Below are 26,176 nucleotides of genomic sequence, written 5' to 3'. Positions count from 1 at the left end.
CTAAACAATGCCACGATTGGCAGAACTCGCACGCATGACCGAAACAGCCCTCGCCGCGGACCGTCCCGGACCGGCCGGCCGAACGTCCAGCACCATCATGACCAGGTGAAACAAGCTCCGACCGGAACACGGCGTCACTCCTGCCCGGTCCGGACGCGACCGCTCCCGCGGGCGGTCGACGGCGGCGGGTCACCGCACCGCTCTGCCGACAGAGAAAGCGCAGGATACGGCGCTGACCGGATACCGACAGGTGTACTGCAAATGGAGTACCGCAACCGTAGTAGCGACGTCCAGGAAGTGCCTGCATCCGTACGGCGACACAGAAGTGCCTGTTCACGACCATTAGGTAGAGCGCTTATTGACTTGAGGAGAAGATGATGCCTACCGAGACTCCCCGCACAGACGGAGCTCTGGCGGGATTGGCGCGGTTCTGTTACCGGCGTCGTCGACTGGTGCTCCTGACCTGGATCGTCGGCGTCATCGCCCTGGCGTTCCTGGGCTTCCGCTACGGCGCCGCCCCGGACAACGTCTACTCCGGCGGGGACTCCCATTCCGCACGGGCGCAGGCCCTGATCGAGAAGCACTTCCCCGAGCAGCGGGGCGACACGCTCACCCTGGCCATCAAGGCCGAGCGGGGCATCGACGACCCGGCGGCGCGGCAGAAGATCGAGAAGGTCATCTCCGACCTGGACGCCTCACCGGTGACCGGGCCGATCGTCTCGCCCTACGACGACCGCAACCTGGTCACCGCCGACCGCCGCATCGCCCGGACGACGATCCCGCTGACCTCGATGGACGTGGAGAAGGCCGAGGCCAAGCCACTCGTCGACACGGTCAAGGACGCCTCCGGCGACGGCGTGACGCTGGGGCTGGGCGGCGAGCGGGCGGAGAAGGCGGAGACGCCCCCGCAGGGTCCGGCCGAGGCGGTCGGCGTGGTGACCGCCGCGGTGATCCTGTTCCTCGCGTTCGGCTCGCTGGTGGCGATGGGCCTGCCGATCGTCACCGCGCTGCTGGCGGTGCTCGGCGGCGTCGCGCTGATGAAGCTCGTCGGACACCTGGTCCCCTCACCGGACTTCACGGTGCTCATCGCCGTGCTGATCGGCCTCGGCGTCGGCATCGACTACGCGTTGTTCATCCTCACCCGCTTCAAGGACAGCCTGGTGGAGGGGGACGATCCCGAGAGCGCCACGGTCAAGGCCATCACCACCGCCGGTCACGCGGTCCTCTTCGCGGGCACCACCGTGATGATCGCGCTGCTGGGCCTGATCGCCATGGGCCAGAAGATGATGAACGGCGTCGCGCTCGGGGCCTCGGCGACGGTGCTGGTGACGATGATCGCCGCGGTCACGCTGATGCCGGCCTTCCTGGGCTTCGCCGGCTACAAGATCCAGGGTCTGCGCGTACCGCGCCGGGGCCCCCTTCGGCAGGCCGGCTCCGACGCGCCGAAGCAGGAGCGCCGCACGCTCGCGGAACGCTGGGCCGGCGTGGTGCAGCGCCGCCCGGTCATCGCCGCGCTCGGGGCAACCGCCATCCTGCTGGTGCTGACCGCGCCGCTGCTGTCGATGCGGCTGAGCCTGCCCGACGCCAGCGTCCAGCCCCGCGACCGCAGCAGCTACACCTCGTACGAGATCCTGTCCGAGGGCTTCGGCCCCGGCTACGGCGCTCCCCTGATCTTCGCCGCCGAGGTCGGCGACGGAAACAGCGACCTCGGTCCGGTCGTCGCCGCGGTGAGCGGCACCGAGGGCGTGGCGTACGCGACGCCGCCCCGGATCAGCCAGGACGGGCAGGCCGCCGTCTTCATGGCCTTCCCCCGCACCGGCGCCCAGGACGAGGCCACCGCGGACCTGGTGCACAAGCTGCGCGACGACGTGCTCCCCGCGGCGTCCGGCGGCCGAGAGGTCTATCTCGGCGGCCCGAACGCCGGCGCGATCGACCTCGCCGAGGAGACCAGCTCCCGGCTGCCCGTGATGATCACCGTGGTCATCCTGCTGTCCCTGCTGCTGCTCGTCGTGCTGGTGCGGTCGGTCACGATCGCGCTGCAGGCGGCGGTGATGAACCTGCTGTCCATCGGCGCCTCGTTCGGTGTGCTGGTGGCGATCGTGCAGTGGGGTTGGCTCGGGTCCGCCCTCGGCTTCCCCACCTCCATGCCGATCACGACATGGGTGCCGATGATGATGTTCCCGCTGCTGTTCGGCCTCTCCATGGACTACGAGGTCTTCCTGATCTCGCGGATCCGTGAGGAGTACGAGCGCACCGGCGACACCCGCCGTGCCGTGACCCGCGGTCTGGCCCGTACCGCCAAGGTGATCACGGCGGCAGCCGCCATCATGATCGCCGTGTTCACCACCGGCATGCTCGGCCCCGACGTCTCGGTCAAGCAGGTCGGCCTGGGCATGGCGGTGGCGGTGTTCGTCGACGCCACCATCGTCCGGATGATCCTCGTCCCGGCCGTGATGGAGCTGTGCGGCAAGGCCAACTGGTGGATGCCCGGACGGCGGGCGAAGACGGCCCCGGTTCCCCCGGCCGGGGTCGAGGAAGCGGCCCGGATCTGAGCCCTTCCCCCACAGGGTGCGGGGAACCCCTGGACGGGGTTCCCCGCACTCGCTGTCGTCCGGAACCGACGTAGGGTCACGCCATGACTGAGCTGCTCCCTCCCCTCGTGGTCGCCCCGATGGCCGGAGGTCCGTCGAACCCGGCGCTGGTCACCGCCGCCGCCCGGGCCGGCTCGGTCGGCTTCCTCGCCGCCGGCTACCAGACCCCCGAGGCCGTCGAGGACCAGGTACGCGCGACGCGCGCGGCCGGCGTGCCGTACGGGCTCAACATCTTCGTGCCGACCCCGGCCGAGCCGGACCCGGCGCGGGTGGAGGCGTACCGCCGGTTGTTGCTGCCGGAAGCGCAGCGGTACGGGGTGGACCTGCCGACGCCGCGCCGGCACGACGACGACCACTTCGCCGCGAAGGTGGACCTGGCGGTGGCGTACGCGGTCCCGCTCGTGAGCTTCGCGTTCGGCGTACCGCCGGCGGGCGTGGTGCGGGCGCTGCGCGACGCCGGATGCCACGTGCTGATCACCGTCACCTCGGCCGACGAGGCCCTCCGGGCGGTCGCCGCCGGACCGGACGCGCTCGTCGCGCAGGCGGGCACGGCGGGCGGGCACGCCTCGACCACCGATCCGTCCGGCTACCGGCCGCGCGGCGAGGCGCGGGACCTGCTCGCCGCCGTACGGTCGGTCACGGACCTGCCGGTCGTCGTGGCCGGCGGAACCTCGTCCGCCGAGGATGTCGCGCGGCTGCGCGCGGCCGGCGCGGCGGCGGTGCAGAGCGGCACCGCGTTCCTGCTCGCCGACGAGGCCGGTACCCGGCCGGCGCAGCGCGCCGCGATGCTCTCCGGCGACTTCCGCCGGACCGTTGTCACCCGGGCGTTCACCGGTCATCCGGCGCGGGCCCTGGCCAACCGCTTCACCGACGCCTACTCCGCGGCGGCGCCGGTCGCCTATCCGGCGGTGCACCACCTGACCGCGCCGATCCGGGCCGCGGCGGCACGTCTCGGTGACGCCGAGGCGCTGAACCTGTGGGCCGGGACCGGTTTCGCGTCCGCCGTGCCGGGCCCGGCCGCCGACATCGTCGCCCGATTGACGGGCTGACCGTCCGGCCGGCCGGTCACCGGCGCCGCTGCGGCCCGGTGTCGACAGTGGTCAGGGTGCGGTGGGACCGGCGGCGCCCAGTCCGGCGGGGTTGCTGATGACGCAGCGCCAGGCGCCGTCCGCGCCGCGCCGGAGCACGTCGACGGCGGTGCCCTCGATCCGGATCGGGGTGCCGTCGGGTCCGGTTCCCTCGTGGACGTAGTCGTTGATCACCAGGGCGATGTCGCCGGTGACGTACTGGTGGCGGACGGCCACCTTGATCGGCAGGAAGTGCTGCTCCTCCCGGCTGCGCGCGCGCCTTTGGTCGCCGGTCAGGACCGTGCCGGGGGCGAGGATCAGCAGGGCGTCCGGCTCGTAGAGCTGCTCCAGCTGGTCGAGATCGCGGTTGTTGAACGCGCGCTCGAACAGGGGCAGGAGCGCGGCGGGGTCGGTGGGTGCGGCGGGCGGTTCCGCGGAAGCGTTCGACATGGGCGCAGCACACCCGGACCGGGACGGACCGGTCAACGACGACGGGCCGGTTCTGTCAGGTCGCGGCCCCGGCGGACATCGAGGTGACTAACTAAGATCCGCGCCGTTTGCCGGGCGGGGCGCGGCGGACAGGATGCCCGTAGATGGTCCATGCGGTGCCCAGGCGCATCGACTCGTGAGGAGCGTTCCTGTGATCAAGGTGGCAATCATCTTCCACTCCCGCAGCGGGAATACCTACCAGATGGCCGTGGCCGCGGCGGCTGCGGCGGTGAAGGCGGGCGCGGAGGCGCAGCTCTACAAGGTGCCCGACCTGCCCAGCCCGATGGTGCTCGACCACAAGGCGTACGCCGAGCTCAACGCCGAGACCGCGGACGTCCCGGTGGCCACGCTCGCGGACCTGGTCGCGGCGGACGCCATCATGATCGGCACGCCGGTGCACTACGGGCTGCCGGCTCCGCAGATCCTCGACTTCATCGACCACTCCGGACCGGTCGCCATTCCGGGTGACCTGGCGAACAAGGTGGTGTCCGTGTTCGCGTCCGGCTCGATGCCGCACGCCGGGCAGCAGGCGGCCATCCTGGCGCTGCACAACTGCATCTGCCACTGGGGTTCGCTGATCGTCCCGAACGGCTCCAGCGTCGAGGTGCTCGGCCTGCCGAACAACGGCGCGCCGTACGGCACGTGCAGCGTCTCCCGGCACGAGGCGAACAACGTCCACGAGGACAACCTCGCCGCCCTCGAGTACCAGGCGCTGCGGCTGGTCGAGGTGGCCACCGCGTACAAGATCGGCCGCGAGCAGACCACGTCGGCGATCAAGTACGTGGACCGCCGGCTGCTGGCGGAGAAGTTCGGCCTCTGACTCCGACGTGAACCGGCCCGCCCGGCGCGGGCCGGTTCGGCGTGTCCGGCCTCAGGTGGCGCCGGCTGCGGCGCGGGCGGTCAGACCGTCGAGCACGTACACCAGCCCGAGCGCGAAGTTCGTGTCCCAGTCGTCGTCGAGCAGGTGCCGCTGCGCGGCCAGTGTGGGATAGCTGGCGCTGTGCCGCTCCAGCATCAGCTGGCCCTCCCGGCGTTCGGCCGCCGACCACCGCAGCGTGGCCTGGCTGGCCGCGGAGCCCTGGACGTGGCTGTAGAGCACCCAGCTCGCCGCGGTGACGTCCCGGGAGGTGAACCCGGCGCGGGTCAGGGTGGCCTGGAGGAACTCCATCCAGGACAGGAAGCCGGGGCCGACCGCGGGGCGTCGTCGCATCACCGCCGACCACGGGTGCCGAAGCAGCGCGGCACGGCGCTCGGTCAGCAGCGTCGTGACGTCCGCCCGCCAGTCGTCGCCGGGTGGCGGTGGCGGCGTGGCGGCGAACACCGCGTCGACCGCGAGGTCGATCACGTCCTCCTTGGTGTCCACGTGCCAGTAGAGCGTGGTCGTGCCGACGCCGAGGCGGTCGGCGAGGCGGCGCATGGTGAGCTGCCCGACGTCGTCCTCGTCCAGCAGCTCGACCGCGGCGGCGGTGATGCGTTCGACGGTCAGCGGCGGGTCGGGCCGCGCCGACGTCGTCCGCAGCCACAGGCTCCGGCTCCGCTCCGCCATCCCGTCACCCGCCTCGCCCGAAATCTGCCTGTTCCGCCCGTGAGCGTAGTACATTGGTCGGGCACCGGAACGTTGTTCGACTGCTGGACCGTCGTTCGACCCTCGCGCCGACGAAGAGGTGGGGCCAGATGAGACTCGTGGTGTTCGGCGCGAACGGGCCCACCGGCCGGCTGGCCACCGAGCTGGCGATGGCCCGGGGCCACGTCGTCACAGCAGTGACCCGGCGTCCGGAGTCCTTCCCGGTGCGGGGCGAGAACCTGCGGGTGGTGGGCGCCGACGTGCTGGACGCCGCGGCTGTCGACGCCGCCGTCGCCGGCCAGCAGGCGGTGATCTCGACGCTGGGTGTGCCGTACACGAAGGAGACGGTGCGAACCTACTCCGAGGGCGCCGCCAACATGATCGCCGCGATGCGGGCCCACGGCCTGCGCCGGCTGGTCTGCGTGACGTCGACCGGCACCAGCGGCGAGCACGCCGAGGGCGAGACGTTCACGTTCAAGAAGATCATCGCGCCGATCCTGCTGCGGATGGGACGCACCGTCTACGAGGACATGGCGCGGATGGAGAAGGTGGTGTCGGAAAGCGGTCTGGACTGGACCGTCATTCGTCCGGCCGGCCTCTTCGACGGTGACGGCGTCACCGACTACCGGGCCGAGCCGCGCCGGCTCCCCGGCCGGTTCACCTCCCGCACCGACCTGGCCGACCTGCTCGTCCGGGAGGCGACCGAGGACCTCCACGTCGGCCAGTTCATCGACGTGGTCACCACCACCGGCGCGCCGACCTTCGCGCAGATGTTCATCCGGGAGGCGCTGCACATCGGCAAGTGACGCCCGCCCCGCGGGCCTCCCGGCGACCTGCGCCTCGGCCAACCACTGTGGCCCCGAGGGCGGTGCCGCCAGCACCTCGACCATCCTCGCCGCGGGTTCCAAGCTCGTGTGCATTCGCCGCCGCGCCGCGAGGAGGCAGGATGCTGCTGGACGAGGACCTGAAGGATCTGTGCGACGACATCCTGGCCGGGCTGCCGCGCAGCGATCAGCGACGGCGCGGCCGGGAGTACGTACGCGGGCTGCTGCTGGCCCGGGGACGCAAGTCGATCCGCAACATCGCCGCGATCTCCACGGAACCCGCCGCGGAGCAGGCGCTGCACCATTTCGTCAGCGACTCCACCTGGGACTGGATGCCGGTCCGGCGGGCGCTCGCCCGGCACGTCACGCGCCTCTGCGGGGCCCGGACCTGGGTGCTGCATCCGACCCTGATCCGCAAGGCCGGGACGCACTCGGTGGGCGTCGGCCGCCGGTACTCGCCGGGCCTGGGGCAGTCCCTCAACGCGCAGCACGCGGTGGGTCTCTGGGCGGCTTCGACGAGCGTCGTCACGCCGGTCAACTGGCGGCTGCACCTCAACGAGGACTGGTTGTCCGACGAGAAGCGCCGCCGGCGCGCGGCCATCCCGGACGACCTGGTCGCCCAGTCGCTGGGCGCCTGCACCGTCGAGGCGTACCTGGAACTGGGGGCGCCGGCCGGCGAGCTGGTCGTGGTGGACGCGCGGGAGATGGACGTCGAGGCGGTGGTCCGCCGGTTACGGGCCGCCGGAGCGCCGGTGCTGGTCCGGGTGCCCGCCGGCCTGCGGCTGGTCCCGGCCGCCGGCGCCACCGCCGAGCCGGCCGGCGACCTGGCGGCGACCGTACGGCACCAGCGCCGGCCGGTCTTCGGGCTCACGGCGCGCCCGCCGGTGCTGGCCGGCACCGTCGCGGTTCGGCTGCCCAGCACCCGCAGCTACGATCCCCTGCTCCTGGTGGAGCTGAGCGCGCCGGGGCGCGGTGAGCCCGGCCAGCTGTGGCTGACCAGTCGCGGCGACATCGGCCTCGCCGACCTGGTCCGCCGGGCGGCGCTGGTCCGGCGGGTCACCGACGACCTGGAGTCCACCGGCGACCAGGTGGGACTGCGCGACTTCACCGGCCGCTCGTACCGGGGCTGGCACCGCCACGTGACGCTGGCGTCGGCGGCGCACACGGTGCTCGCGACGCACGGCCGGCCGGAGCCGGCCCTGCGGCGCACCTCCTGACGCGCGCCGGGCGCCGATGACCACCGGGCACCGGCGCCCGCCCGGACGGTTCAGCCGGCCTGGAGCAGGGTCATCCCCATGGACATCCCGCCGCCGAATGCGGTGAGCAGCACGAGGTCACCTGCGCGGACCCGGCCGGAGCGGCACAGCTGGTCGTAGGTGATGGGTACCGCGGCGGCGCCGGTGTTGCCGTAGGCGGTGTACGTGCTGGCGACGCGGTCGAAGGGCAGCCCGAGCCGCTCCGCCATCGAGGCGAGGATCCGGCCGTTGGCCTGGTGCGGCACCAGATGCCCGAGCCGGTGCGGCGGCACACCGTGCTCGGCCAGGAACTCCGCGATGCCGGCGACCACGTACGTGTCGATGAACTCGCGTACTCCCCGGCCGTCCATCCGGAAGTGGTGCGAGCCGTCGCGGAGCGTCTGCTCCGAGGCCGGCAGGCGGCTGCCACCGGCCGCCACGCCGATCAGCCCGCGCGCCTCGGCGAAGCTGAGCAGCCGGGTGGCCACGACCCGGTGCGCGCCACCGACCCCGATCACCGCGGCGCCCGCGCCGTCGCCGAACAGCACCACTGTGCGGCGGTCCTGCGGCGACAGGATGCGCGAGTAGACGTCCGCGCCGATCACCAGCGCCGGCCGGTCCCCCGCTGCGGTCACCAGCCGCTCGGCGACCGCGAGCCCGTAGCTGAAGCCGCTGCACACCGCGTTGACGTCGAACGCGGCGGTACCCCGTCCGGCGCCGATCTCGTGGGCGACGACGCTGGCCGTGGGTGGTTGCGGCGAATCCGGCGTCGACGTGGCCACCACGACGAGCGCCAGGTCCGCCGCGTCGACGCCAGCGTCCGCGAGCGCGATGCGCGCCGCTCCGATCGCCAGGTCGGAGGTCGCCTCGTCCGGCTTGGCCCACCGCCGCTGCCGGATGGCCGTCTTCTCGTACACCCAGTCGCCGGTCACGCCGGCGTGCTCGGCCGCCTCGTCGTTAGTCACCACCCGGCCGGGCAGGTAGGAGCCGGTGCCGAGCACACCGATCGGCCGGTCGCCACGCGAATATGTGAGCATGCGCCAGGTCCATTTCTTCACCAGCCGTCGATCGCGAAAATTGCGATAAGGACGGGCACCGACTTCGCGGCGAATAGTGTCGACGGTCCTCCAGACCAGACCTGCGGTCAATGTATGGCACCCGCAACGGGCAGGGCAACCGCCGGAACCGACGTGACATATTCACCCGCACCGCCTTGGCCGGGCGCGCTCCGGTCACCACTATGCGGATGTGGACGCCAACCCCGTAAACGGTCCGGCCGGGTCACCGTGGATGGACGCCATCGACGTGCACCATCACATAATTCCCGATTTCTATGCGGCCGAGCTTCGCGAATTGGGCGGTTCCACTGTTCTTTCCGGAGTCGACCGCCCCACGTGGAGCCGGGCGGGCAGCCTCGCCATGATGGACCGGCAGGGAATACGCGCCGCGATCGTCAGCCTGTGGCCGGGCGTACCCCCGCTGGACCGCGCCCGCAGCCGCGCTCTCGCGCGGCGGCTGAACGAGTACCTGGCCGAGTTCGTGGCGGCCGGCGACTGCCGCTTCGGCGCGTTCGCGGTGCTGCCCTTCCCCCACCTCGACGACTGCGTGGCGGAGTTCGTCCACGCCATCGACGTGCTGGGCCTGGACGGGCTCGGGCTGCTCACCAACTACGACGGGCTCTACGTCGGCGACCGCCGGCTCGATCCGCTGCTGGCCGAGGCCGAGCGGCGGCGTACGCCGATCTTCGTGCACCCAGCGGTGCCGCCGGCCACCGGCCAGCCCGCCTTCGGGCTGCCGCTGTCGCTGTACGAGTTCCCGTTCGAGACGGTGCGGCTGGTGGCGCAGCTGCTCTACAACGGCACGCTGGAGCGGTTCCCCGAGCTGCGGATCATCCTGCCGCACGGCGGCGGCGGGGTCACCTACTACGCCGACCGGCTCACCTACGGCCCGGTCATCAACCGCGATCTCGCCGACCGCCTGCCGGACGATCCCCTCGCCGTGCTCCGCCGCCTCTACTTCGACGTGGCGATGTGCGGCCGGCACGCGCTCGCCTCGCTGCGGCTGTTCGCCGATCCGGAACGGGTCCTGGTCGGCTCCGACTACCCGTTCATGCCGGAGTCCTTCGGCGCCTCGATCGGTGCGGGAGTGGCGCGCCACGCGGACCTCGATCCGGGGTGGTGGGCCGCGGTCAACCGGTCCAACGCGGCGAAGCTGTTCGCCCGTTTCCCCTCGACAGGAGAGTGACCACATGCTCGACGACACGCTTGTCGACGCGTACCTGAACCGCATCGGTGTGGCCCGGCCGGAGCGGCTCGACGCCGAGTCGCTGCGGCTGCTGCACGCGCAGCACGAGCTGACGGTGCCGTTCGAGACCATCGACTACCACCTCGGCAAGGAGATCTTCATCGACGAGCGGGTGGTCGAGAAGATCGTGTACCAGAACCGCGGCGGCGGCTGCGGCGAGATCAACAACGCGTTCCACTACCTGCTGGAGGCGCTGGGCTTCGACGTCACGCTGCACCAGGGCCGGGTCTGGCTCGGGCACGAGTTCACGCCGCCGTACAACCACTCGGTGACCACGGTGCGCATCGGCGAGCAGCGGTGGCTGAGCGACGTCGGCCTGGGTCGCAGCAGCCGCTACCCGCTGCTGCTGGAGTCGCCGCAGCCGCAGGAGGACCCGCACGGCACCTTCTCCACCAAGCGGGTCGCCGACAACGCCACCGACGTCTTCCGGGCCGACGCGCTGCAGTACCGCTTCTACGACGAGCCGGTCGTGGCGGCCGACGGCATGCAGGTGCTGTGGTGGTACCGCACCTCACCGGACTCGCCTTTCCTGCAGAACCTGTCCTGCACGCTGCCGACCGAGAACGGGCGCATCATCCTGCGGGAGAACAAGCTCGTCGTGATCGACGGCGACGAGCGGCGCATCGAACGGATCACCAACGACGACGACCTGCTGGCGGCGTACGACAAGTACTTCGGCATCAAGCTGGACGCGCCGCCGAAGCCGAGTCCGCACGTCAAGAAGTCGATGCGCATGTCGTACGAGCGGGACTGAGCCGTGCTGACCGACGAGCAGGTGCGGGGCTACCTGGACCGGATCGGCGCCGCCCGCCCCGAGCGGCCGGACCTGGCGGCGCTGCGCGACCTGCAGGAGCGCCACACGTTCACGGTGCCGTTCGAGAACCTGGACTACCACCTGGGCCACGAGATCTACATGGACGAGCGGGTGCTGGACAAGGTGATCCGCCAGCGCCGCGGCGGCGGCTGCTTCGAGATCAACACCTCGCTGTTCTTCCTGTTGCGGGCGCTGGGTTTCGCGGTGACGCTGCATCAGGGGCGGGTTTGGCTCTCCGGGCGGTTCAACGGCCCGCACAATCATCTGATGCTGACCGTGGACCTGCCCGAGACCGGCTCCCGCTGGCTGGTCGACGTCGGCTTCGGCAAGAACAGCCGGTTCCCGTTCCGGCTCGACGCGGCCGAGCCGTACGTGGACCCGCACGGCCGGTTCGCCACCCGGCGGGTCGAGCCGGGGGTCGTCGACGTGTACCGCAACGACGCGCTGCAGTACCGGTTCTACGACGAGCCGGCCGACCTGGCCGACTTCCGGCAGAACCTGTGGTGGTACCGCACCTGCCCGGACTCGCCGTTCCTGCGGAACATGTTCTGCACGCTGCCCACCGCCGACGGCCGGGTCACGCTCCAGGGCGACGTGCTGACGGTCATCGCCGGCGACCGCCGGAGCGTCGAGACGCTCACCGACGACGACGCGCTGCTGGAGGCGTACCGGCGGTGGTTCGGGATCGTCCTGGACAAGCCGCCGACGCCGAGCCCGTACGCGGACCAGTCGTCGCGCATGGCGTTCTTCCAGAACGACGACGGCGGGCCGGTCCGCCGATGACGACAGTGCGGGCCGCCTACGTCGACCGGCTGGGCCCGGCCACCGAGATCCGGTACGGCGAGTTGCCCGCGCCCCGGCCGGGCCCCACCGACGTGCTGGTCGACACGCTCGCCACCACCGTCAACCACGTCGACACGTTCGTGCGGGCCGGCACGTACCGTACGCCGGTCCCGCTGCCGTTCGTGGTGGGCCGGGACGTGGTGGGCGTGGTCGCGCACGCCGGTGACGGCGTGGCCGGCTTCCGCCCCGGCGACCGGGTCTGGTGCAACAGCCTGGGCCACGGCGGGCGTCAGGGCGCGGCCGCCGAGCAGGTGGTGGTGCCCGCGGACCGGCTGTACCCGCTACCGGCGGCGGCCTCGGTGGAGGCGGTCACCGTGCTGCACCCGGCCGCCACCGCCTACCTGGCGCTGGCGGTGCACGGCCGCCCGCGCCCCGGTGAGACGGTGGTGGTGGGCGGAGGCGGCGGCAACGTCGGCTCCGCGTTGATCACGACGGCGACGGCGCTCGGCGCGCGCGTGGTCGCCACCGCGGCGCCCCGGGACGAGGCGTTCTGCCGGGCCGCCGGCGCCGTCGAGGTGGTCGACTACGCCGCGCCCGACCTCGGTGACCGGCTCGCCGCGTCCTGCCCGGAGGGCGTCCACGTCTACCTGGACACCTCCGGGACCAACGACCTGGACCTGGCGGTCGGGCAACTCGCCGTACGGGGCCGGATCGTGCTGCTCGCGGGCGCGCGGACCCGTCCCGCGCTGCCCGCCGGTGAGCTGTACACGAACGACAGGTCGATAGTCGGTTTCGTCATCTCGCTCGCCACGACCGCGGAACTGGCGGAGGCGGCCGGTTTCATCAACCGGCTGCTCGCGGCCGGCCGGCTGCGCCCGCGCGAGGTGGTGCGCCTTCCGCTGTCCGCGATGCGGCTGGCGCACCGGATGGTGGAGGACGGCGAGATGCGCGGGCGGCGGGCCCTGGTCGTCCCGGACGGCGCGGCGTCACAGCTCGGTCAGCAGGCGGTGCAGGCGTAGCGCGAGCTGGATCTCCAGCGCCCGTGCCGGGAGTTGCCAGGTCGGGCCGAGCAGGCGCTTCACCCGGTCCAGCCGCCGGGTGACCGTGTTCGGGTGCATGTGCAGCAGCTCCGCCGCGTTGGTCGGGCTGCGGCCGGCCTCGAAGTACGCGTCGAGCGTGCGGGCGAGGTCGCCGTCGCGGTGCCGGTCGTAGTCGAGCACCGGCTGGAGGGTGGCGTCGATGAACTGGTCGATGCCCTCCCGGCCGGCCAGCAGCATCGGCAGGAAACCCAGCTCCCGTACCGACACGCCGCGACCGGCCAGCTCCATTGAGATCATGACGTCGAGGCAGCGCAGCGCCTGCCGGTAGCGCACCGCCACCCGCTCCGGCCCGGAACCGCTGTCGGACGCCGCGGCCGTCACCGGGCGGCCGAAGAGCGCGCCCGACTCCTCCGCGGCCGTACGGGCGATCTCGGCCGGGTCGGCCTCCCCCGGCAGCAGCAGCACGATGTCGTCGTCGTGCAGCGCGGACAGACCGTCACCCCGGGCGGCGAACGCCGCGCTCCACATCGACGCCCAGTGCGGGCTGACGCCGTCCGGGCGCAACACCACCACGACGTACGGCCGGTCCAGCCGCACGCCCAGCCGCCGGGCCCGTTCGACAAGCGTGCCGGTGGGCTGCGGCGTGGTGATCAGCTCGTTGAGCAGGGCACGGCGGGCCTGGCTCTCCCGGCTGTCGTCGAGCTGGCGCAGGATCACCGCCGCCGCCTGGGCGATCAGGAGCAGGAGCTGCCCGTCCGGGTCGGCGAGCGGGCTGTCCATCTCCAGCAGCAGGTCTCCCATCCGCCGGTCGCCCGCCAGCACCGGGACGACCATGCGGCGGCCGTCCGGCACGCCCGGCTCCGGTCCGGCGGCGGACCGGCTCGCGGCGACCACCAGACCGTCGTCGGTGCACAGCCGCACCGACGCGCCGAGACGCCGGTCGGCCTCCACCACGAAGGCGCGCGCGTCGCCGCGGGCCACGGCCAGGTCGATGAAGCCGTAGTGCGCGGAGCGCAGCGCCCGCATCCGGTCCAGGTCGGCGGCGGTACGGGCGGACTGCTGCTCCAGCCCGTAGAGGCGGGCGATCGCGACGTCCAGCAGTTGCGTCTTCTCCATCGCCGCGCCGGCGAGCCGGGCGAACGAGGTCAACTGGACGCGCTCCCCCTCGGTGACCGTCCGGGGGCGCCGGTCGGCGAGGTACAGCGCGGCGACGGACCGGCGGGGGGCGTATCCGCGCAGGTGGCCCAGACGTACCGCGACCACCGCGTGCAGTGCCCCGTCGTCGTGCGGCCCGGACGTCGCCGGGGCGGATTCCGCGTCACCGCACCACAGCGGTGATCCGTCCAGCAGCGCCGCGCCGGAGGGATGGTGACCGGGCAGGTCCAGCCGGCCGTCCTCGTGGGGGCCGTCCGCCGCCCGTACCGTGATCGTCGGTCCGTCCTCGGACACGACGGCGACGAAGGCGGCCGGCGCGTCGAGCAGCCGCCGGCCCTGCCGGGCGATGTCCCGCAGCAGACCGCCTTCGTCGTGCGGCACCCCGGCCTCGTCGGCGGAGCCGGGCACGGCGGTGCCTTGTTCCGTGCTCCCCCCCATGACTCTTCCCGTGTCCTTAGTCGCGTCGCGGATCTGCGCCGGATTATAGGCGTCCCGGCCACGAAAGACGTCGAACCTGATGAATCAGAGTCGAACACTTTGACCCTTCGGGAAGCCGATAACGACGATTCTCCGCATGGCCGAAACCGATACCACCACGCCACTGTTCGAATCGCAGGCGGAAATCGTCGTCGACGCCACTCCGGACGAGGTCTACGCGCTCGTCAGTGACCTTCCCCGGTGCCGGGAGTGGAGCACTGAGTGCACCGGAGGCGAGTGGATCAGCGGCCGTCCCGGCGCCGCCGGGGCGGTGTTCCGCGGCCACAACGTCCGTGGCGAGGACGTCGTCGCCTGGGCGCCGGTCGTCCGCGGCGTCTGGACCACGGAGTCGCAGGTGCACACCGCGATCCCCGGCGTCGAGTTCAGCTGGGCGATGCGGGACAGCCGGGGGCGCGCCCAGAGCAGCGTGTGGGCCTTCCGGATGAGCCCCGAGGGTGCCGGCTGCCGCCTGACGCACCACTTCCGGATGGACGAGCCCACCGAGGGCATCCGCAAGATCACCCGAGACATGGACGACGACGAGCGCCGGCGTTTCGTCACCGAATGGGGCGCCAAGGTCGGCGCCGATCTGCACGAGACGCTGCGCCGACTCAAGTCGATCATCGAGACCGAACGGTAGGAGCCGGACATGTTGCTGCAGACGATCGCCAATCGCGGCATCCGACTGGGCACACTCTTCGACCGGGCCGCGGCCCGGCACCCGGACAACAGCATCACCCTCGACCACGACCTCGACGTGGCGCCGGAACTCGGTCGGCGGCTCACCGTCGGCGCGGTCGCCGGCCTGGTCGCCGACCTGGCCGCCCGCCTGCACGCCGCCGGCGTACGACCGGGCGACCGCGTGGTGGTCCACAAGTCGCACAACTTCGACATCACGCTGAGCGCGTGCGCGCTGGCCCGGATCGGGGCCGTGCCGGTGCTGCTCTCCCCCCACCTCGACGCCACCACGGTGCTGCACCTGATCCGCCGGGCCGGCCGGCCGTACCTGCTGACCGACCGCGCCACCCTCGACGGGGAACTGGCGGACACCGTGTTCCCGGCGGTCGCCGGGGTGCTGCTCGCCTCCGGAGAGCATCCGTCGGCCACCTCGCTGCGCGCCCTGACCGGTGTGCCGAGCGTCCCGCCGATCGTCATGTCGCCCGACCACCCCACCCTGGTCACCCACACCTCCGGCACCACCGGGCTGCCGAAGCTGGCCGTGCACACCGGACGGACGCTGCAGGCGCGCTACCGCCCGCAGGCGTCGGTCGCCGCGCTGGTGCGGCGCCGCTGCCCGGTCGCCATCCACGTCTCGTTCGTGCACTCGCGCCTGTTCACCGCGCTGGCGATCACGATGCTGCGCGGCTTCCCGCTGCTGGTGCTCGCCGACAACGACCCGGACCAGGCCACCGACCTGTTCCTCACCCATCGTCCGGGCGTGCTGGAGACCCACCCCAACTCGTTCCTGCGGTGGGAGCGGCTGGCCGACGACCCGCGCGCGCCGCTGGCCACAGTGCGCTACTTCAGCAGCACCTTCGACGCCATCCACCCGCGTACGGTCCGGCGCATGCTCGGGGCCTCCGCGCATCCCAAGCCGGTGTTCGGCCAGCTGTACGGGCAGAGCGAGGTCGGCCCGGTCGCGGCCCGCGCGTTCACCCGCCGCCGGCCCGAGGACGCCGACGGGCGCTGCGTCGGCATGCCGTTCCCCGGCATGACCGACATCCGGGTGGTCAGCCGCAACGGACGCCCGCCCACCCGCGACAACCCCGGCTACATCGAGGTACGCACCGACGGGCGCATCGTCACCTACCTCGGCGAGCAGCAGCGGTACGAGGGTCAGCGCCACGGATCGTGGTGGCGGATGGGCGACCTGGGCTACCGCACCCGGCTGGGCTGCCTGCACCTGCTCGACCGCGAGGTCGACGAGATCGACGGGTTCGGCAGCACGCTGGCGGTCGAGGACACGCTCTTCACCCGGCTGGACGAACTCGTCGAGGTGATCATCCTGCCGGCGCCGGACGGGCCGCCCGTGCCGGTGATCTGCACCAGCGAGGACCTGCCGATCGACATCGACCGCTGGGCCGGCGCGGTCGCCACGCTGCCGCCGATGGCCCGCCCGGTGCAGCGGCGCCTGGCGGATCTCCCGCAGACCGCCACCACCAAGATCAAACGGTTGGAGCTGGCCCGGCAGCTGCTCGACCGGGACAGCGCGGCCGGATGAGCACCCGGACGCCCGTGCGCGTGGTCGTGGCCGGGGGCGGCATCGGCGGGCTCGCCACGGCGCTGGCGGTCGCGGCGCACGGCCATCACGTGACGGTCCTGGAACGCCAGCCCGAGTTCACCGAGCTGGGCGCGGGCATCCAGCTCGCCCCCAACGGCCTGCACGCGCTGGACGCGCTCGGTGTGGGCCCGCAGGTGCGGGCCACCGCGGTCGCCATGGCGGAACTGCGGTTCATGGACGGCGTGACCGGCGTACACGTCACCAGCATGCCGTTGACCGAGCGGTACCAGCGCCGGTTCGGCAGCCCGTACGTGGTGGTGCACCGCGCCGAGTTGCACCGCCGCCTGCTCGACGCCGCCCGGCGGCTGCCCCGGATCACGCTGCGCCCGGCCGCCTCGGTGGCCGGGTACCACCAGAGCGCCGCCGAGGCCGCCGTGCGCCTGGACTCCGGCGAGCGGATCCCCGCCGACATGGTGATCGGCGCCGACGGCATCCACTCCCGCATCCGCCGCCAGCTCGTCGGCGACGGCGAGCCGCGCAACTCCGGCATCACCGCGTACCGCGCCATCGTCCCCATGTCCCAGGTGCCGGAACGGGTACGCCGGGACGCGGTCACCTGGTGGGCCGGACCGGACTGCCACTTCGTGCACTACCCGATCAGCGGCGGGGCGTACCTGAACATGGCCGCCAGTCACGCCGACGGCGCGCCCACCCTGTTCGCCGGCCGGCCCACCGACGGCGCACTGGTCCGGGCCGCGATGTCGCGCCTCGGCGCGGTCGGTGACCTGCTGCGCCTCAGCGACGAGTGGCGGGCCTGGGTGCTCGTCGACCGGCCGCCCGTCGACGACTGGGCCGACGGCCGGGTCGCCCTGCTCGGCGACGCCGCGCACCCCATGCTGCACTACGCCGCGCAGGGGGCCTGCCAGGCGCTGGAGGACGCGGTGGTGCTCGGCGACCTGCTCGGGGACGGCGCCGAGCCGGTGCCCGAGGTGCTCCGCCGCTACGTCGCGCAACGGCGGGAGCGGACCGCCGCGGTGCAGGCCGTCTCCCGCGACAGCATCCGGCTCTGGCACGCCGCCGGGGACGCGGCGACGGCCCGCAACCGGGCGCTCGCCGCCATGACGCCGCAGGAGCTGCACACGGCGGTGGCCTGGATGCACGCCGCCCGGGTGCGCGGCGAGCGCCCGAGCGAGGCCGTGCGATGACAGGCCCGCGGCATCTGCGGATCTGCATCGTCGGCGCGGGCCCGCGCGGACTGTCCGTCCTGGAGCGGCTCTGCGCCCAGGAACGGCACGACCGGGCCTGCGCCAGCCTCACCGTGCACGTGGTGGACCCCGCCGCGCCCGGCGCCGGCGCGGTGTGGCGCACCGACCAGTCCCGGCTGCTGCTGACGAACACCGTCGCCTCACAGATCACCGTCTACACCGATCCGAGCTGCCGGCTGGCCGGGCCGATCGAGCCCGGGCCGAGCCTGTACGAGTGGGCCCGGAGCGTGGCGTCGGCGGGCCCGTGGGGCGCGCTCGACCCCGACGTGCTCGACGAGGCGCGCGCCCTCGGCCCCGACGACTATCCGACCCGGGCGTTCTACGGCCACTACCTGCGGGCCAGCTTCCGCCGGATCGTGCGCCGCGCGCCGCCGCACGTCTCGATCCGGTGCCACCGCTCCCGCGCGGTGGCCAGCGCCGACACGTCGGGCGTGCCGGGCGGTCCGCAGGGCGTCCGGCTGGCCGACGGCACCCGGCTGCACCACCTGGACGCCGTGGTGCTGGCCCTGGGACACGCCGCCGCCCGGCTGGATCCCCGGCAGGCACGCACGGCGAGCCTGTCCCGGGTGCACGGACTCACCTATCTCCCCCAGGCCAACCCCGCCGACGTCGACCTCAGCCACATCCCGGCGGGCGCGCCGGTGCTGCTGCGCGGGCTGGGCCTGACGTTCTTCGACCATCTGATCCTGCTCACCGTCGGCCGGGGCGGCAGCTTCACCGAGGAGGGCGGACGGCTGCGGTACCGGCCCAGCGGCGCCGAACCGAGGTTGTCCGCCAGTTCCCGCCGGGGCATCCCGGCGCACGCCCGGGGCGACAACCAGAAGGGCGTGACCGGCCGGCACCTGCCCCGGCTGCTGACCGCGCAGGCCGTGGCGCGGCTGCGCGCCCGCCGCGCCCGCGGCGAGTCGATCCGGTTCCGCCGCGACGTGTGGCCGCTGATCGCCGCCGAGGTGGAGAGCGTCTACTACGCCACGCTGCTGCGCCGCACCGGGCACGCCGGCCTGGCCGGGAGTTTCACGCTGCGCTACCTCGCGACCCCCGCCGAGCGGCGGCCGGCGCTGCTCGACGAGTACCGGATACCGCCGCAGCGGCGCTGGGACTGGGACCGGCTGGCCCACCCGTACCGCGGGCGCGAGTTCCGCGACCGGGACGACTTCCGCGCCTGGGCGCTGGACCACCTGGCCCGGGACGTGGCGCACGCGCGGGCCGGCAACGTCGACGGGCCGCTCAAGGCAGCGCTGGACGTCCTGCGTGACCTGCGCAACGAGATCCGCCTGGCGGTCGATCACGGCGGGATCGACGGCGACTCGTACCGCGACGAGCTGACCGGCTGGTTCACCCCGTTCAACGCGTTTCTCTCGATCGGCCCGCCGGCCCGGCGCATCGAGGAGACGATCGCGCTGATCGAAGCCGGTGTGCTGGAACTGACCGGGCCGGACACCCAGATCGTCATCGACACCGAGACACCCGCGTTCGAAGCGACGTCCCGGACCGTGCCCGGTCCCCCGGTCCGCGCCGGCGTCCTCATCGAGGCGCGGCTGCCGGAACCCGACCTGCGCGGCACCGCCGACCCGTTGCTGCGCCACATGCTCGACACCGAACAGTGCCGGCCGTACCGGATCCCCTACGACGGCGGCACGTACGAGACAGGAGGACTCGCCGTGACCGAACGTCCCTACCGGGTCGTCGACGCCCAGGATCAGCCGCACCCCCGCCGGTTCGCGTTCGGTGTGCCCACCGAGTCGGTGCACTGGGTGACAGCGGCCGGCATCCGGCCGGGCAACGACTCGGTGATCCTGGCCGACGCCGACGCGATCGCCGCCGAGGTGCGCTCGCTCGCGCCGGCCGGACATGCGGTGGCCGACCGCGCGGCCACCGGGGCGGCCCGTTTCCCGGGGGTGATCGTGTGATCGACACGCTCGAAGTGGCGGTGGACAGCGGCCTGCTCTCACCGGTGCGCGCCGGCACGAGCATCGAGCCGGTGGTCGGCGACCGGGCCTGGCTGCAGGCCATGCTGGACGCCGAGGCGGCGCTCGCCCGGGCCCAGGCGCGGCTGGGCACGCTGCCCGTCCAGGCCGCCGCGGTGATCACCCGGACCGCCCGGGCCGAGCTGTTCGACCTGCGGGGCGTCGCGATGGCGTCCCGGAACACCGCGAACCCGGTGGTGGCGCTGGTCGCCCAGCTGACCCGCGCGGTCGCCGAGCTGGACCCGGCCTCCGCCGAGTACGTCCACCGTGGCTCCACCAGCCAGGACATCCTGGACACCGCGGCGATGACAGTCGCGCACCGGGCGCTCACCGTCATCGACGACCACCTCGCCGCCGCCGTCGACGCGCTCGCCGGGCTGGCGCTGACCCACCGCGACCTGCCGATGGCCGGGCGGACGCTGGCCCTGCACGCCGCCCCCACCACGTTCGGGCTGAAGGCGGCCGGCTGGCACCAGTTGCTGTGCGACGCCCGGGTGCGGCTGTGCCGGGTACGCGACCAGGGCCTGCCGGTGTCGCTCGGCGGCGCGGCCGGCACGCTGGCCGGCTATCTGGAGTACGCGGCGCTGGACGGCGCGGCCGAGCCGGACCCCGGCTACGTGGACCGCCTCGTGGCGGCGTTCGCCGAGGAGACCGGCCTGAGCCGGCCTGCGTTGCCCTGGCACACGCTGCGTACGCCGCTGGCCGACCTCGCCGCGGTGCTCGCGTTCGTGACGGGCGCGCTCGGCAAGATCGCCGTCGACGTGCTCTCGCTGGCGCGCAGCGAGGTGGGCGAGGTGGCGGAGCCGGCGGCCAGCGGGCGCGGCGCCTCCTCCGCGATGCCGCACAAGCGGAACCCGGTCTTCGCCACGCTGATCCGCAGCGCCGCGCTCCAGGTGCCGCCGCTGGCGGCCGGGCTCACCCAGACGCTGCTCAGCGAGGACGAGCGGTCCGCCGGCGTGTGGCACGCCGAGTGGCTGCTGCTGCGCGAGTGCCTGCGGCTCACCGGCGGCGCCGCGGAGGCGGCCGTGACGCTGACGCGGGGGCTCGTGGTGCGCCCGGAGCGGATGGCGGCCAACCTGGCGCTGACCCGGGGCCAGCTCACCTCCGAACGGGTCGCCGCCCGGCTCACCCCCGTCGTCGGCCGGGACCGGATCAAGGAGGTGCTGACCCGGGCCGCCGCGGAGGCCGACGCGACCGACCGCCCCCTGTACGACGTCCTGGCGGAGACGCCGGAGCTGCGGGGCCACTACACCGCCGAGGAACTGGCCCGGATCGGTGATCCGGCCGGCTACCTCGGCGCGGCGGGCACGCTCGTGGACGGCGCGGTCGTCGCCCGGGCGGAGCCGGCCCGGCGCTGACCGCTGGTCCCCGCGCGCACGAGCCGCGGTCGGACGCGGGATCGGGTCAGCCGATGCCGTCGACCGCGGCCCGCAGCGCGCTGATCGACGGATCCCAGGTGAAGTTCAGGACGGGGATGCCGGAGGCGGCGGCGTTGCTGTCGCCGCCGAGGACCACCGCCCGCGGTTTGCCGGTGCCCTGGGGGACCACGAGATACCAGTTGCCCTTCACGTTCGCGATGAACACGTCGTCTGCCTCCTGGTCGGGCGGGTTCGGGTTGGTGACGTCTCCGGCCCAGCTCTCGAAATCGACTGTCGCGCGGAAATCCGTCGGACTGGCGGTGTTCAGCCAGAGGCTGGTGTGCACGTGCGGCCCGACGCCGGACTCGCTGCCGTTGGCCGAGGCGCCGGAGTACGCGATGGTCTGGCCACGCGACACACGTTGACCGGGTGAGACGGCGACCGCCGACAGGTGCAGGTGCCGGGTGTAGTTGCCGTCGTCGTGGGCCATCCCCACGACCCGCCCGGTGGCCGTGGACGTGTCGGCCTTCACGAACCGGATCGTGCCGTTCGCCGCCGCCATGACCGGGGTGCCGGCGCCGACCGCGTAGTCGGTGCCCGGCTCGGCCGAGGGCGGCGTCCGGTTCCGGTGGTCCTGCCAGGAGCTGGAGATGCGGACACGTCCGCACGGCCGCTGGTAGCCGCCGGCGGCCCGGGCGGAGCCGGGCAGCAGGGCGAAGGCGGCCGACACCCCGGACGCGGCCAGCGCAGCGCCGGTGAGGAGCCCGCGTCTGGACAGTCCGCGCAGGTAGGCGATGCCGCCGAGGTCCTCGGGCGGCGGAGCGCCGTGGCCGACGTCCCGGGACGACCCGTCACTGAGGATCATCGATGTAAGGTACGGCCGGTTCGGACGCGGGGCAAGCGCCTCGCCCGGACGCCACGCACGCCTCGCCGGTCGTCATTCCGTCGATGGACGCCTATTCGAAGAACCCGTTTCCGGCACTAGGCTGACGACATGTCTGACGAGCTTTCACCTTCGGCGCAGCAGTCTGCGCTGTCCGGAATCGGCCTGCGCGGCATCGACCACATCGGCCTGGCGGTGAATGATCTGGACGAGGCGATCGAGCGGTACGAGACCGTCTTCGGCATGCGGTGCGTACACGTGGAGGAGAACGCCGAGCAGGGAGTCCGGGAGGCGATGATGTCGATCGGCCCCGACCCCGCCCATGGCCGGCTGCAGTTGCTCGCCCCGCTGACCCCGACCTCGCCGATCGCCCGCTTCCTCAGCCAGTCCGGCCCGGGCGTGCAGCAGATCGCCTGGACCGTCGACGACGTCGAGGAGACCTCCGCCGAGCTGCGTGAGCGCGGCGTACGGCTGCTCTACGAGCAGCCCAAGCGCGGCACGGCCGGCTCCCGGATCAACTTCGTCCACCCGCGTGACGCGGGCGGAATCCTGGTCGAGCTGGTCGAGCCGGCCGCCGCCTGAGCGGGCCGCCCGGCCGCCCCGAACGGCCGGTCCCGCCGGATCGTGCCGGTCCGGCGGGACCTCGACGGCGCCGCGGTCAGTGCCGGGTGCGTGGCAGGATCCGGTCCAGCCAGCCGGGCAGCCACCAGTTTCCGCGACCGATGAGCCGCATCAGGGACGGGACCAGCAGCAGCCGGACGATCGTCGCGTCGATCAGCACGGCCAGGGCCAGCATGAAGCCCATCTGCTTGATCTCGAGGATGCGGGTGAACATGAACGACGCGAAGACCACGACCATGATCGCCGCGGCGGCGGTGATCACCTTCGCGGTGCGGGTCAGTCCGAGCTGGACGGCGGCGGCGTTGTCGCCGGTACGGTCCCACTCCTCGCGCATCCGGGAGAGCATGAACACCTGGTAGTCCATGGAGAGCCCGAAGACCAGGGCGAACGCGAACAGCGGCAGGATCACCTGGATGAACCCGGTCCGCTCGACGCCGAGGAGGTCGGCGCCGTGCCCCTCCTGGAAGACCAGCACCGCCGCGCCGAAGGCCGCGCCCGAGGTGAGCAGGTTCATGAAGATCGCCTCGAACGGCAGGACCAGCGAGCGGAAGGCGATCAACAGCAGCAGCCAGCTCGCCGCCAGCACGGCGCCGATGACCAGCGGCATGGCCCGGGAGCTCTCGTCGGTGATGTCCACGATCTCGGCGGGGCCACCGCCGACGTGAGCGGTCAGCCCGGTGCCGGCGAACGCGCCACCGGCCTGAGTGCGCAGCTCGCGTACCAGATCGGCCGTCTCGTCGGTGTCCGCGCCGTGCCGTGGACGGACGGTGACCACAGTGGTGTCCCCGTCCCGGCTCACCAGCTCGGCCAGGGCCGGGCCGGCGGCGCGCGTCGCGGCTTCGAGGTGGGCGGTGGTGTGCCCCTTGGCCTGGGCGTCGAGCACCCGGGTGACGCTGACGACGTCAGCGGTCTCCCGGTTGCCGGCGGCCTGGTCGCTGAACCGGGCGACGGCGTCGAGCTGCGCGTCGGTGAACCGGTCGCCGCCGGCCGAGACGACAACTGTGATCGGGGCGAGCACGCCGGGCGCGTACGCCTCGGAGACGATGCCGTACCCCTTGCCCGGCGGCGACTCGGCCACCGCGCCGGCGCCGAGGTCGACGCCGTACTGGAGGTGGAAGACCGGGATGGACAGGGCGCCGAGCAGGACGGTGCCGAGCGCGGCCACGAGCAGCGGACGGCGCATGACCACGGCGATGGCCTTGGCCCAGCCGGAGTGCTCCGGGTCCGGGTGGGCCAGCGACCGGCGGGCCCAGGGCAGCGCGAAGCGGTTGATGCGGGGGCCCAGAAGACCGAGCAGGGCGGGCAGCAGGGTGACCGCGATGAGCATCATGACCAGCACGGCGACTGTCATGCCGACGGCCATCGAATAGACCTTCGCGGAGCGGACCAGCCAGAGCCCGGCCAGCGAGACGACGACGGTGATGCCGGAGAACAGGACGGCCTGCCCGGCGGTGGCCACGGTGCGCCCGATGGCCCGGGCCCGTTCCGGACGGCCGCTGTCACCTGCTTTCGCCAGTTCCTCGCGGAACCGGGTGACGATGAACAGCGTGTAGTCGATGCCGAGCGCGATGCCGACCATGCTGACAGCGGTCTGCACGAACACGTCGAAGGTGGTGAAGTGGGTGGCGATGCCCAGCGCGCCGAACGCGGCGAGCACGGCGACGACACCGAGCAGGAGCGGGATGGCGGCCGCCACGAGCGACCCGAACGCGAGCAGCAGCACGATGGCGGCGGCCGGGAAGCCGATCGTCTCGGCCATGGACAGGTCCTCGTTGCCCTGCTCGACGGCGGCCGCGGCGAGCGGCGAGACGCCGGTGAAGTACGCCTCCACCTGGCCGGTGCCGAGCCCTTCGGCGATCTCGCCGAGCGGCCCGGCCTGCTCCTGGAGCTTTTTGTCGTCGCCGTCGAGACTGACCGGCACGAGCGCGGTCTTCCCGCCGGGGGCGATGAGCCGGTCCGGCGCGTCGTACGGGCTGACCACGGTGCGCACGTCCGGGGCCTGGCGGTAGCGCTCGACAGCGGTGCGGACGACCTCGCGGAACGCCGGGTCCTGCGCGTCGATCGAGGTCGAGTGCAGGACCACGAAGTCGGTCTCGCTCGGCGTGTCGGGGAACTCGGCGCTGATCAGCTCGGCGGCCTTCTCCGAGTCGGAGCCGATCACGGAGTTGGTGTTGCCGGTCAGGTGCGAGGTGAAGTAGCCGGCCGAGACGGCCGCGCCGGCGAGCAGCACCAGCCAGACCAGGATGACCTTCACTGGATTGAGCGCCGCCCAGACGGCCCAGCGGTAGAGGAAGCCTTCCTCCAGCGGCCGGTGTTCGCCACCTCGGCGGGTGCGCGACAGCGTGTCGGTCATCGAATCCCTTTCGCGGTTGGCACTGATGTCCGCCGGCCACTGCGGTACGGCTGCCGGCGCCCCCTTCCGGCGCCGGTCAGCCTACCGTCCACTAGAGGCCGTTTTGTGGACCTTGTGAACGTCGAAATCAGTTGAGTACGGCGCCGGCGTCGTCCCGGAACTCCCGGCTCCGCCGGTTGTCCAGGTGCACGTAGACCCGGTGCAGCCAACGGTCCCGCCCGTCGAAGCGGGGAGTGAACTCGGACCGGCCGTGCAGCACCAGCCGGTTGTCGATGAGCGCCATCATCCCGGTCTGCAGCACCAGCGGCGTGGAGACGTCGGTGAGGATCCGCTTCAACCGCGCCATCACCTCGCCGGCCTCCTCGTCCAGCGCGGTGGTCGCGTTCAGGTCGAGGCAGATGTTCGAGTCCTCCACGCTGCCGGTGAGCACCGCGTGCGGCGTGGTGCGGTCACCCTGGCGGAACGAGGGCGGCGGCGCGGTGACGAACCGGGGCTCGCGCAGCACCTTCCGGTCGGTCTCCTCGATCAGCGGCAGGGCCTGCCGGATGCAGGTGACCAGCGTGCCGGCCCGCTTGGCGTGATCGTTGCGCAGGCACAGCAGGCCGACGTAGTCGGGGCGTTCCCGGTGGAACGCGTTCTCCACATGGAACTCCAGCGGCACCGACCCGGCGTTGCTCTGGGAGTCCTCCAGGCCGCGCACCGGGACGACGTTCTGCACCAGGGCGCCGCTCTTCTCGCTGCGGTAGGCGATCACCTCGCCGAGGTGCAGGCCGACGAGCATGGCCAGGACGGCCGGCACGGTGGTCGCCCGTTCCACCGACTCCCGGACGGTCGGAGTGCTCGGCAGGTCGCGCTCGTCCACCGGAAGGCCGGCGAGCACGAGTGAGCCGGTGGCCCCGGCGTCGCTGCGGAAGTCGCGCAGCGTCTCCATCAGCCGCAGCGGCATCCGGCAGCTCGCCTGCCGGGCCTGCGTCACCCAGGACAGGTCGTCCAGCAGGCGCGGCGACGCGGCGACGAGTTCCTCGGCCAGCGCCCGCAGGGCGGTCCGTTCGTCGTCGGCGAGGTCCAGCCTCAGTCCCTGCGCGCCGCGCGTCGACCGGTCAGATGTCGTGGTCATGGATTCGTCCTCTCGTACGGCGTGCGCGATCGTCCCGGCGCACGGGGG

22 protein-coding genes are annotated in these 26,176 nt (G+C 72.8%); 15 read left to right on the top strand and 7 right to left on the bottom strand.

Translation table 11 applies throughout. The features are described 5' to 3' along the window. Positions 1 to 452 precede the first annotated feature (452 nt). Positions 453 to 2,552, top strand: a complete 2,100-nt coding sequence (locus KBX43_RS00825; protein WP_197494845.1) for an MMPL family transporter — start codon at positions 453 to 455, stop codon at positions 2,550 to 2,552. 83 nt (positions 2,553 to 2,635) lie between these two features. Further along, entirely contained in the window at positions 2,636 to 3,640 is a 1,005-nt protein-coding gene (locus tag KBX43_RS00820; protein WP_210882320.1) for a nitronate monooxygenase family protein, read from the top strand. Between the two features lie 51 nt (positions 3,641 to 3,691). Here KBX43_RS00820 and KBX43_RS00815 read toward each other — a convergent pair whose 3' ends face one another. Continuing rightward, complete coding sequence (locus KBX43_RS00815; RefSeq protein ID WP_064445531.1) at positions 3,692 to 4,108, bottom strand: DUF4440 domain-containing protein; 417 nt, start codon at positions 4,106 to 4,108, stop codon at positions 3,692 to 3,694. A gap of 190 nt (positions 4,109 to 4,298) precedes the next feature. Between KBX43_RS00815 and KBX43_RS00810 the strand changes: the two genes are divergently transcribed. Beyond that, positions 4,299 to 4,967, top strand: coding sequence for an NAD(P)H-dependent oxidoreductase (locus KBX43_RS00810; protein WP_073827920.1), 669 nt, complete (start codon positions 4,299 to 4,301; stop codon positions 4,965 to 4,967). A 51-nt stretch (positions 4,968 to 5,018) separates the two neighbouring features. Here the strand turns inward: KBX43_RS00810 and KBX43_RS00805 are convergent, their stop codons facing one another. Next, complete coding sequence (locus tag KBX43_RS00805; protein ID WP_210882318.1) at positions 5,019 to 5,693, bottom strand: TetR/AcrR family transcriptional regulator C-terminal domain-containing protein; 675 nt, start codon at positions 5,691 to 5,693, stop codon at positions 5,019 to 5,021. Positions 5,694 to 5,821: 128 nt separating this feature from the next. Between KBX43_RS00805 and KBX43_RS00800 the strand changes: the two genes are divergently transcribed. Further along, the gene (locus KBX43_RS00800) at positions 5,822 to 6,517 is read left to right on the top strand and encodes an NAD(P)-dependent oxidoreductase (RefSeq protein ID WP_043323041.1); all 696 of its coding nucleotides are present in this window, start codon (positions 5,822 to 5,824) and stop codon (positions 6,515 to 6,517) included. 140 nt (positions 6,518 to 6,657) lie between these two features. Then, positions 6,658 to 7,752 carry a transposase gene (locus KBX43_RS00795; protein WP_210882310.1) on the top strand — a complete coding sequence of 365 codons (1,095 nt, stop codon included), beginning with the start codon at positions 6,658 to 6,660 and terminating at the stop codon, positions 7,750 to 7,752. 50 nt (positions 7,753 to 7,802) lie between these two features. Here the strand turns inward: KBX43_RS00795 and KBX43_RS00790 are convergent, their stop codons facing one another. Continuing rightward, the gene (locus tag KBX43_RS00790; protein ID WP_210882309.1) at positions 7,803 to 8,807 is read right to left on the bottom strand and encodes a 3-oxoacyl-ACP synthase III family protein; all 1,005 of its coding nucleotides are present in this window, start codon (positions 8,805 to 8,807) and stop codon (positions 7,803 to 7,805) included. A 253-nt stretch (positions 8,808 to 9,060) separates the two neighbouring features. Between KBX43_RS00790 and KBX43_RS00785 the strand changes: the two genes are divergently transcribed. From KBX43_RS00785 to KBX43_RS00770, 4 genes are read left to right on the top strand one after another with little or no spacing between them, the layout of a single operon-like run. Further along, the gene (locus KBX43_RS00785; protein ID WP_082930900.1) at positions 9,061 to 10,014 is read left to right on the top strand and encodes an amidohydrolase family protein; all 954 of its coding nucleotides are present in this window, start codon (positions 9,061 to 9,063) and stop codon (positions 10,012 to 10,014) included. 4 nt (positions 10,015 to 10,018) lie between these two features. Further along, positions 10,019 to 10,828 carry an arylamine N-acetyltransferase gene (locus KBX43_RS00780; RefSeq protein ID WP_064445525.1) on the top strand — a complete coding sequence of 270 codons (810 nt, stop codon included), beginning with the start codon at positions 10,019 to 10,021 and terminating at the stop codon, positions 10,826 to 10,828. 3 nt (positions 10,829 to 10,831) lie between these two features. Then, a complete protein-coding gene (locus tag KBX43_RS00775) occupies positions 10,832 to 11,671 on the top strand; it encodes an arylamine N-acetyltransferase (protein WP_210882305.1) in 840 nt (279 codons plus the stop codon). Next, the gene (locus KBX43_RS00770) at positions 11,668 to 12,690 is read left to right on the top strand and encodes an alcohol dehydrogenase catalytic domain-containing protein (RefSeq protein ID WP_247677021.1); all 1,023 of its coding nucleotides are present in this window, start codon (positions 11,668 to 11,670) and stop codon (positions 12,688 to 12,690) included. The genes KBX43_RS00775 and KBX43_RS00770 overlap by 4 nt, the downstream gene beginning before the upstream one ends. Here the strand turns inward: KBX43_RS00770 and KBX43_RS00765 are convergent. Then, positions 12,658 to 14,304: a helix-turn-helix domain-containing protein gene (locus KBX43_RS00765; RefSeq protein ID WP_210882303.1), complete on the bottom strand. Its 1,647-nt coding sequence runs from the start codon at positions 14,302 to 14,304 to the stop codon at positions 12,658 to 12,660. The genes KBX43_RS00770 and KBX43_RS00765 overlap by 33 nt on opposite strands. Before the next feature lie 136 nt (positions 14,305 to 14,440). Here KBX43_RS00765 and KBX43_RS00760 point away from each other — a divergent pair, with 136 nt between their 5' ends. Genes KBX43_RS00760 through KBX43_RS00740 form a run of 5 tightly spaced genes read left to right on the top strand, consistent with a single transcriptional unit; the run spans position 14,441 to position 21,154 of the window. Beyond that, on the top strand, positions 14,441 to 14,983 hold the full coding sequence (locus tag KBX43_RS00760) for an SRPBCC family protein (RefSeq protein ID WP_064445522.1): 543 nt from the start codon (positions 14,441 to 14,443) through the stop codon (positions 14,981 to 14,983). A gap of 9 nt (positions 14,984 to 14,992) precedes the next feature. Further along, positions 14,993 to 16,564, top strand: coding sequence for a class I adenylate-forming enzyme family protein (locus KBX43_RS00755; RefSeq protein WP_166456190.1), 1,572 nt, complete (start codon positions 14,993 to 14,995; stop codon positions 16,562 to 16,564). Further along, complete coding sequence (locus KBX43_RS00750) at positions 16,561 to 17,769, top strand: FAD-dependent monooxygenase (protein ID WP_210882301.1); 1,209 nt, start codon at positions 16,561 to 16,563, stop codon at positions 17,767 to 17,769. The genes KBX43_RS00755 and KBX43_RS00750 overlap by 4 nt, the downstream gene beginning before the upstream one ends. Beyond that, a complete protein-coding gene (locus KBX43_RS00745; protein WP_210882299.1) occupies positions 17,766 to 19,739 on the top strand; it encodes an FAD/NAD(P)-binding domain-containing protein in 1,974 nt (657 codons plus the stop codon). Before KBX43_RS00750 ends, KBX43_RS00745 begins: the two co-directional genes overlap by 4 nt. After that, positions 19,736 to 21,154 carry an adenylosuccinate lyase family protein gene (locus tag KBX43_RS00740; RefSeq protein ID WP_307851440.1) on the top strand — a complete coding sequence of 473 codons (1,419 nt, stop codon included), beginning with the start codon at positions 19,736 to 19,738 and terminating at the stop codon, positions 21,152 to 21,154. The genes KBX43_RS00745 and KBX43_RS00740 overlap by 4 nt, the downstream gene beginning before the upstream one ends. A 46-nt stretch (positions 21,155 to 21,200) precedes the next feature. Here KBX43_RS00740 and KBX43_RS00735 read toward each other — a convergent pair whose 3' ends face one another. Beyond that, positions 21,201 to 22,019: a M23 family metallopeptidase gene (locus tag KBX43_RS00735; RefSeq protein WP_064445517.1), complete on the bottom strand. Its 819-nt coding sequence runs from the start codon at positions 22,017 to 22,019 to the stop codon at positions 21,201 to 21,203. Positions 22,020 to 22,148: 129 nt separating this feature from the next. Here KBX43_RS00735 and mce point away from each other — a divergent pair, with 129 nt between their 5' ends. Continuing rightward, positions 22,149 to 22,619, top strand: coding sequence for a methylmalonyl-CoA epimerase (mce, locus tag KBX43_RS00730; RefSeq protein ID WP_104112278.1), 471 nt, complete (start codon positions 22,149 to 22,151; stop codon positions 22,617 to 22,619). Positions 22,620 to 22,695: 76 nt separating this feature from the next. Here mce and KBX43_RS00725 read toward each other — a convergent pair whose 3' ends face one another. Together KBX43_RS00725 and KBX43_RS00720 are read right to left on the bottom strand one after the other, a co-directional pair. Next, complete coding sequence (locus KBX43_RS00725) at positions 22,696 to 25,011, bottom strand: MMPL family transporter (protein ID WP_069088354.1); 2,316 nt, start codon at positions 25,009 to 25,011, stop codon at positions 22,696 to 22,698. Between the two features lie 127 nt (positions 25,012 to 25,138). Further along, entirely contained in the window at positions 25,139 to 26,128 is a 990-nt protein-coding gene (locus tag KBX43_RS00720; protein ID WP_082930898.1) for a TauD/TfdA family dioxygenase, read from the bottom strand. Positions 26,129 to 26,176 lie beyond the last annotated feature (48 nt).

The sequence above is a fragment of the Micromonospora sp. C41 genome (genome assembly GCF_018070485.1).
GTDB lineage: Bacteria > Actinomycetota > Actinomycetes > Mycobacteriales > Micromonosporaceae > Micromonospora > Micromonospora chalcea.
The sequence above is the reverse complement of the archived record's forward strand: the minus strand, read 5'-3'. Positions and strand labels throughout refer to the sequence as shown.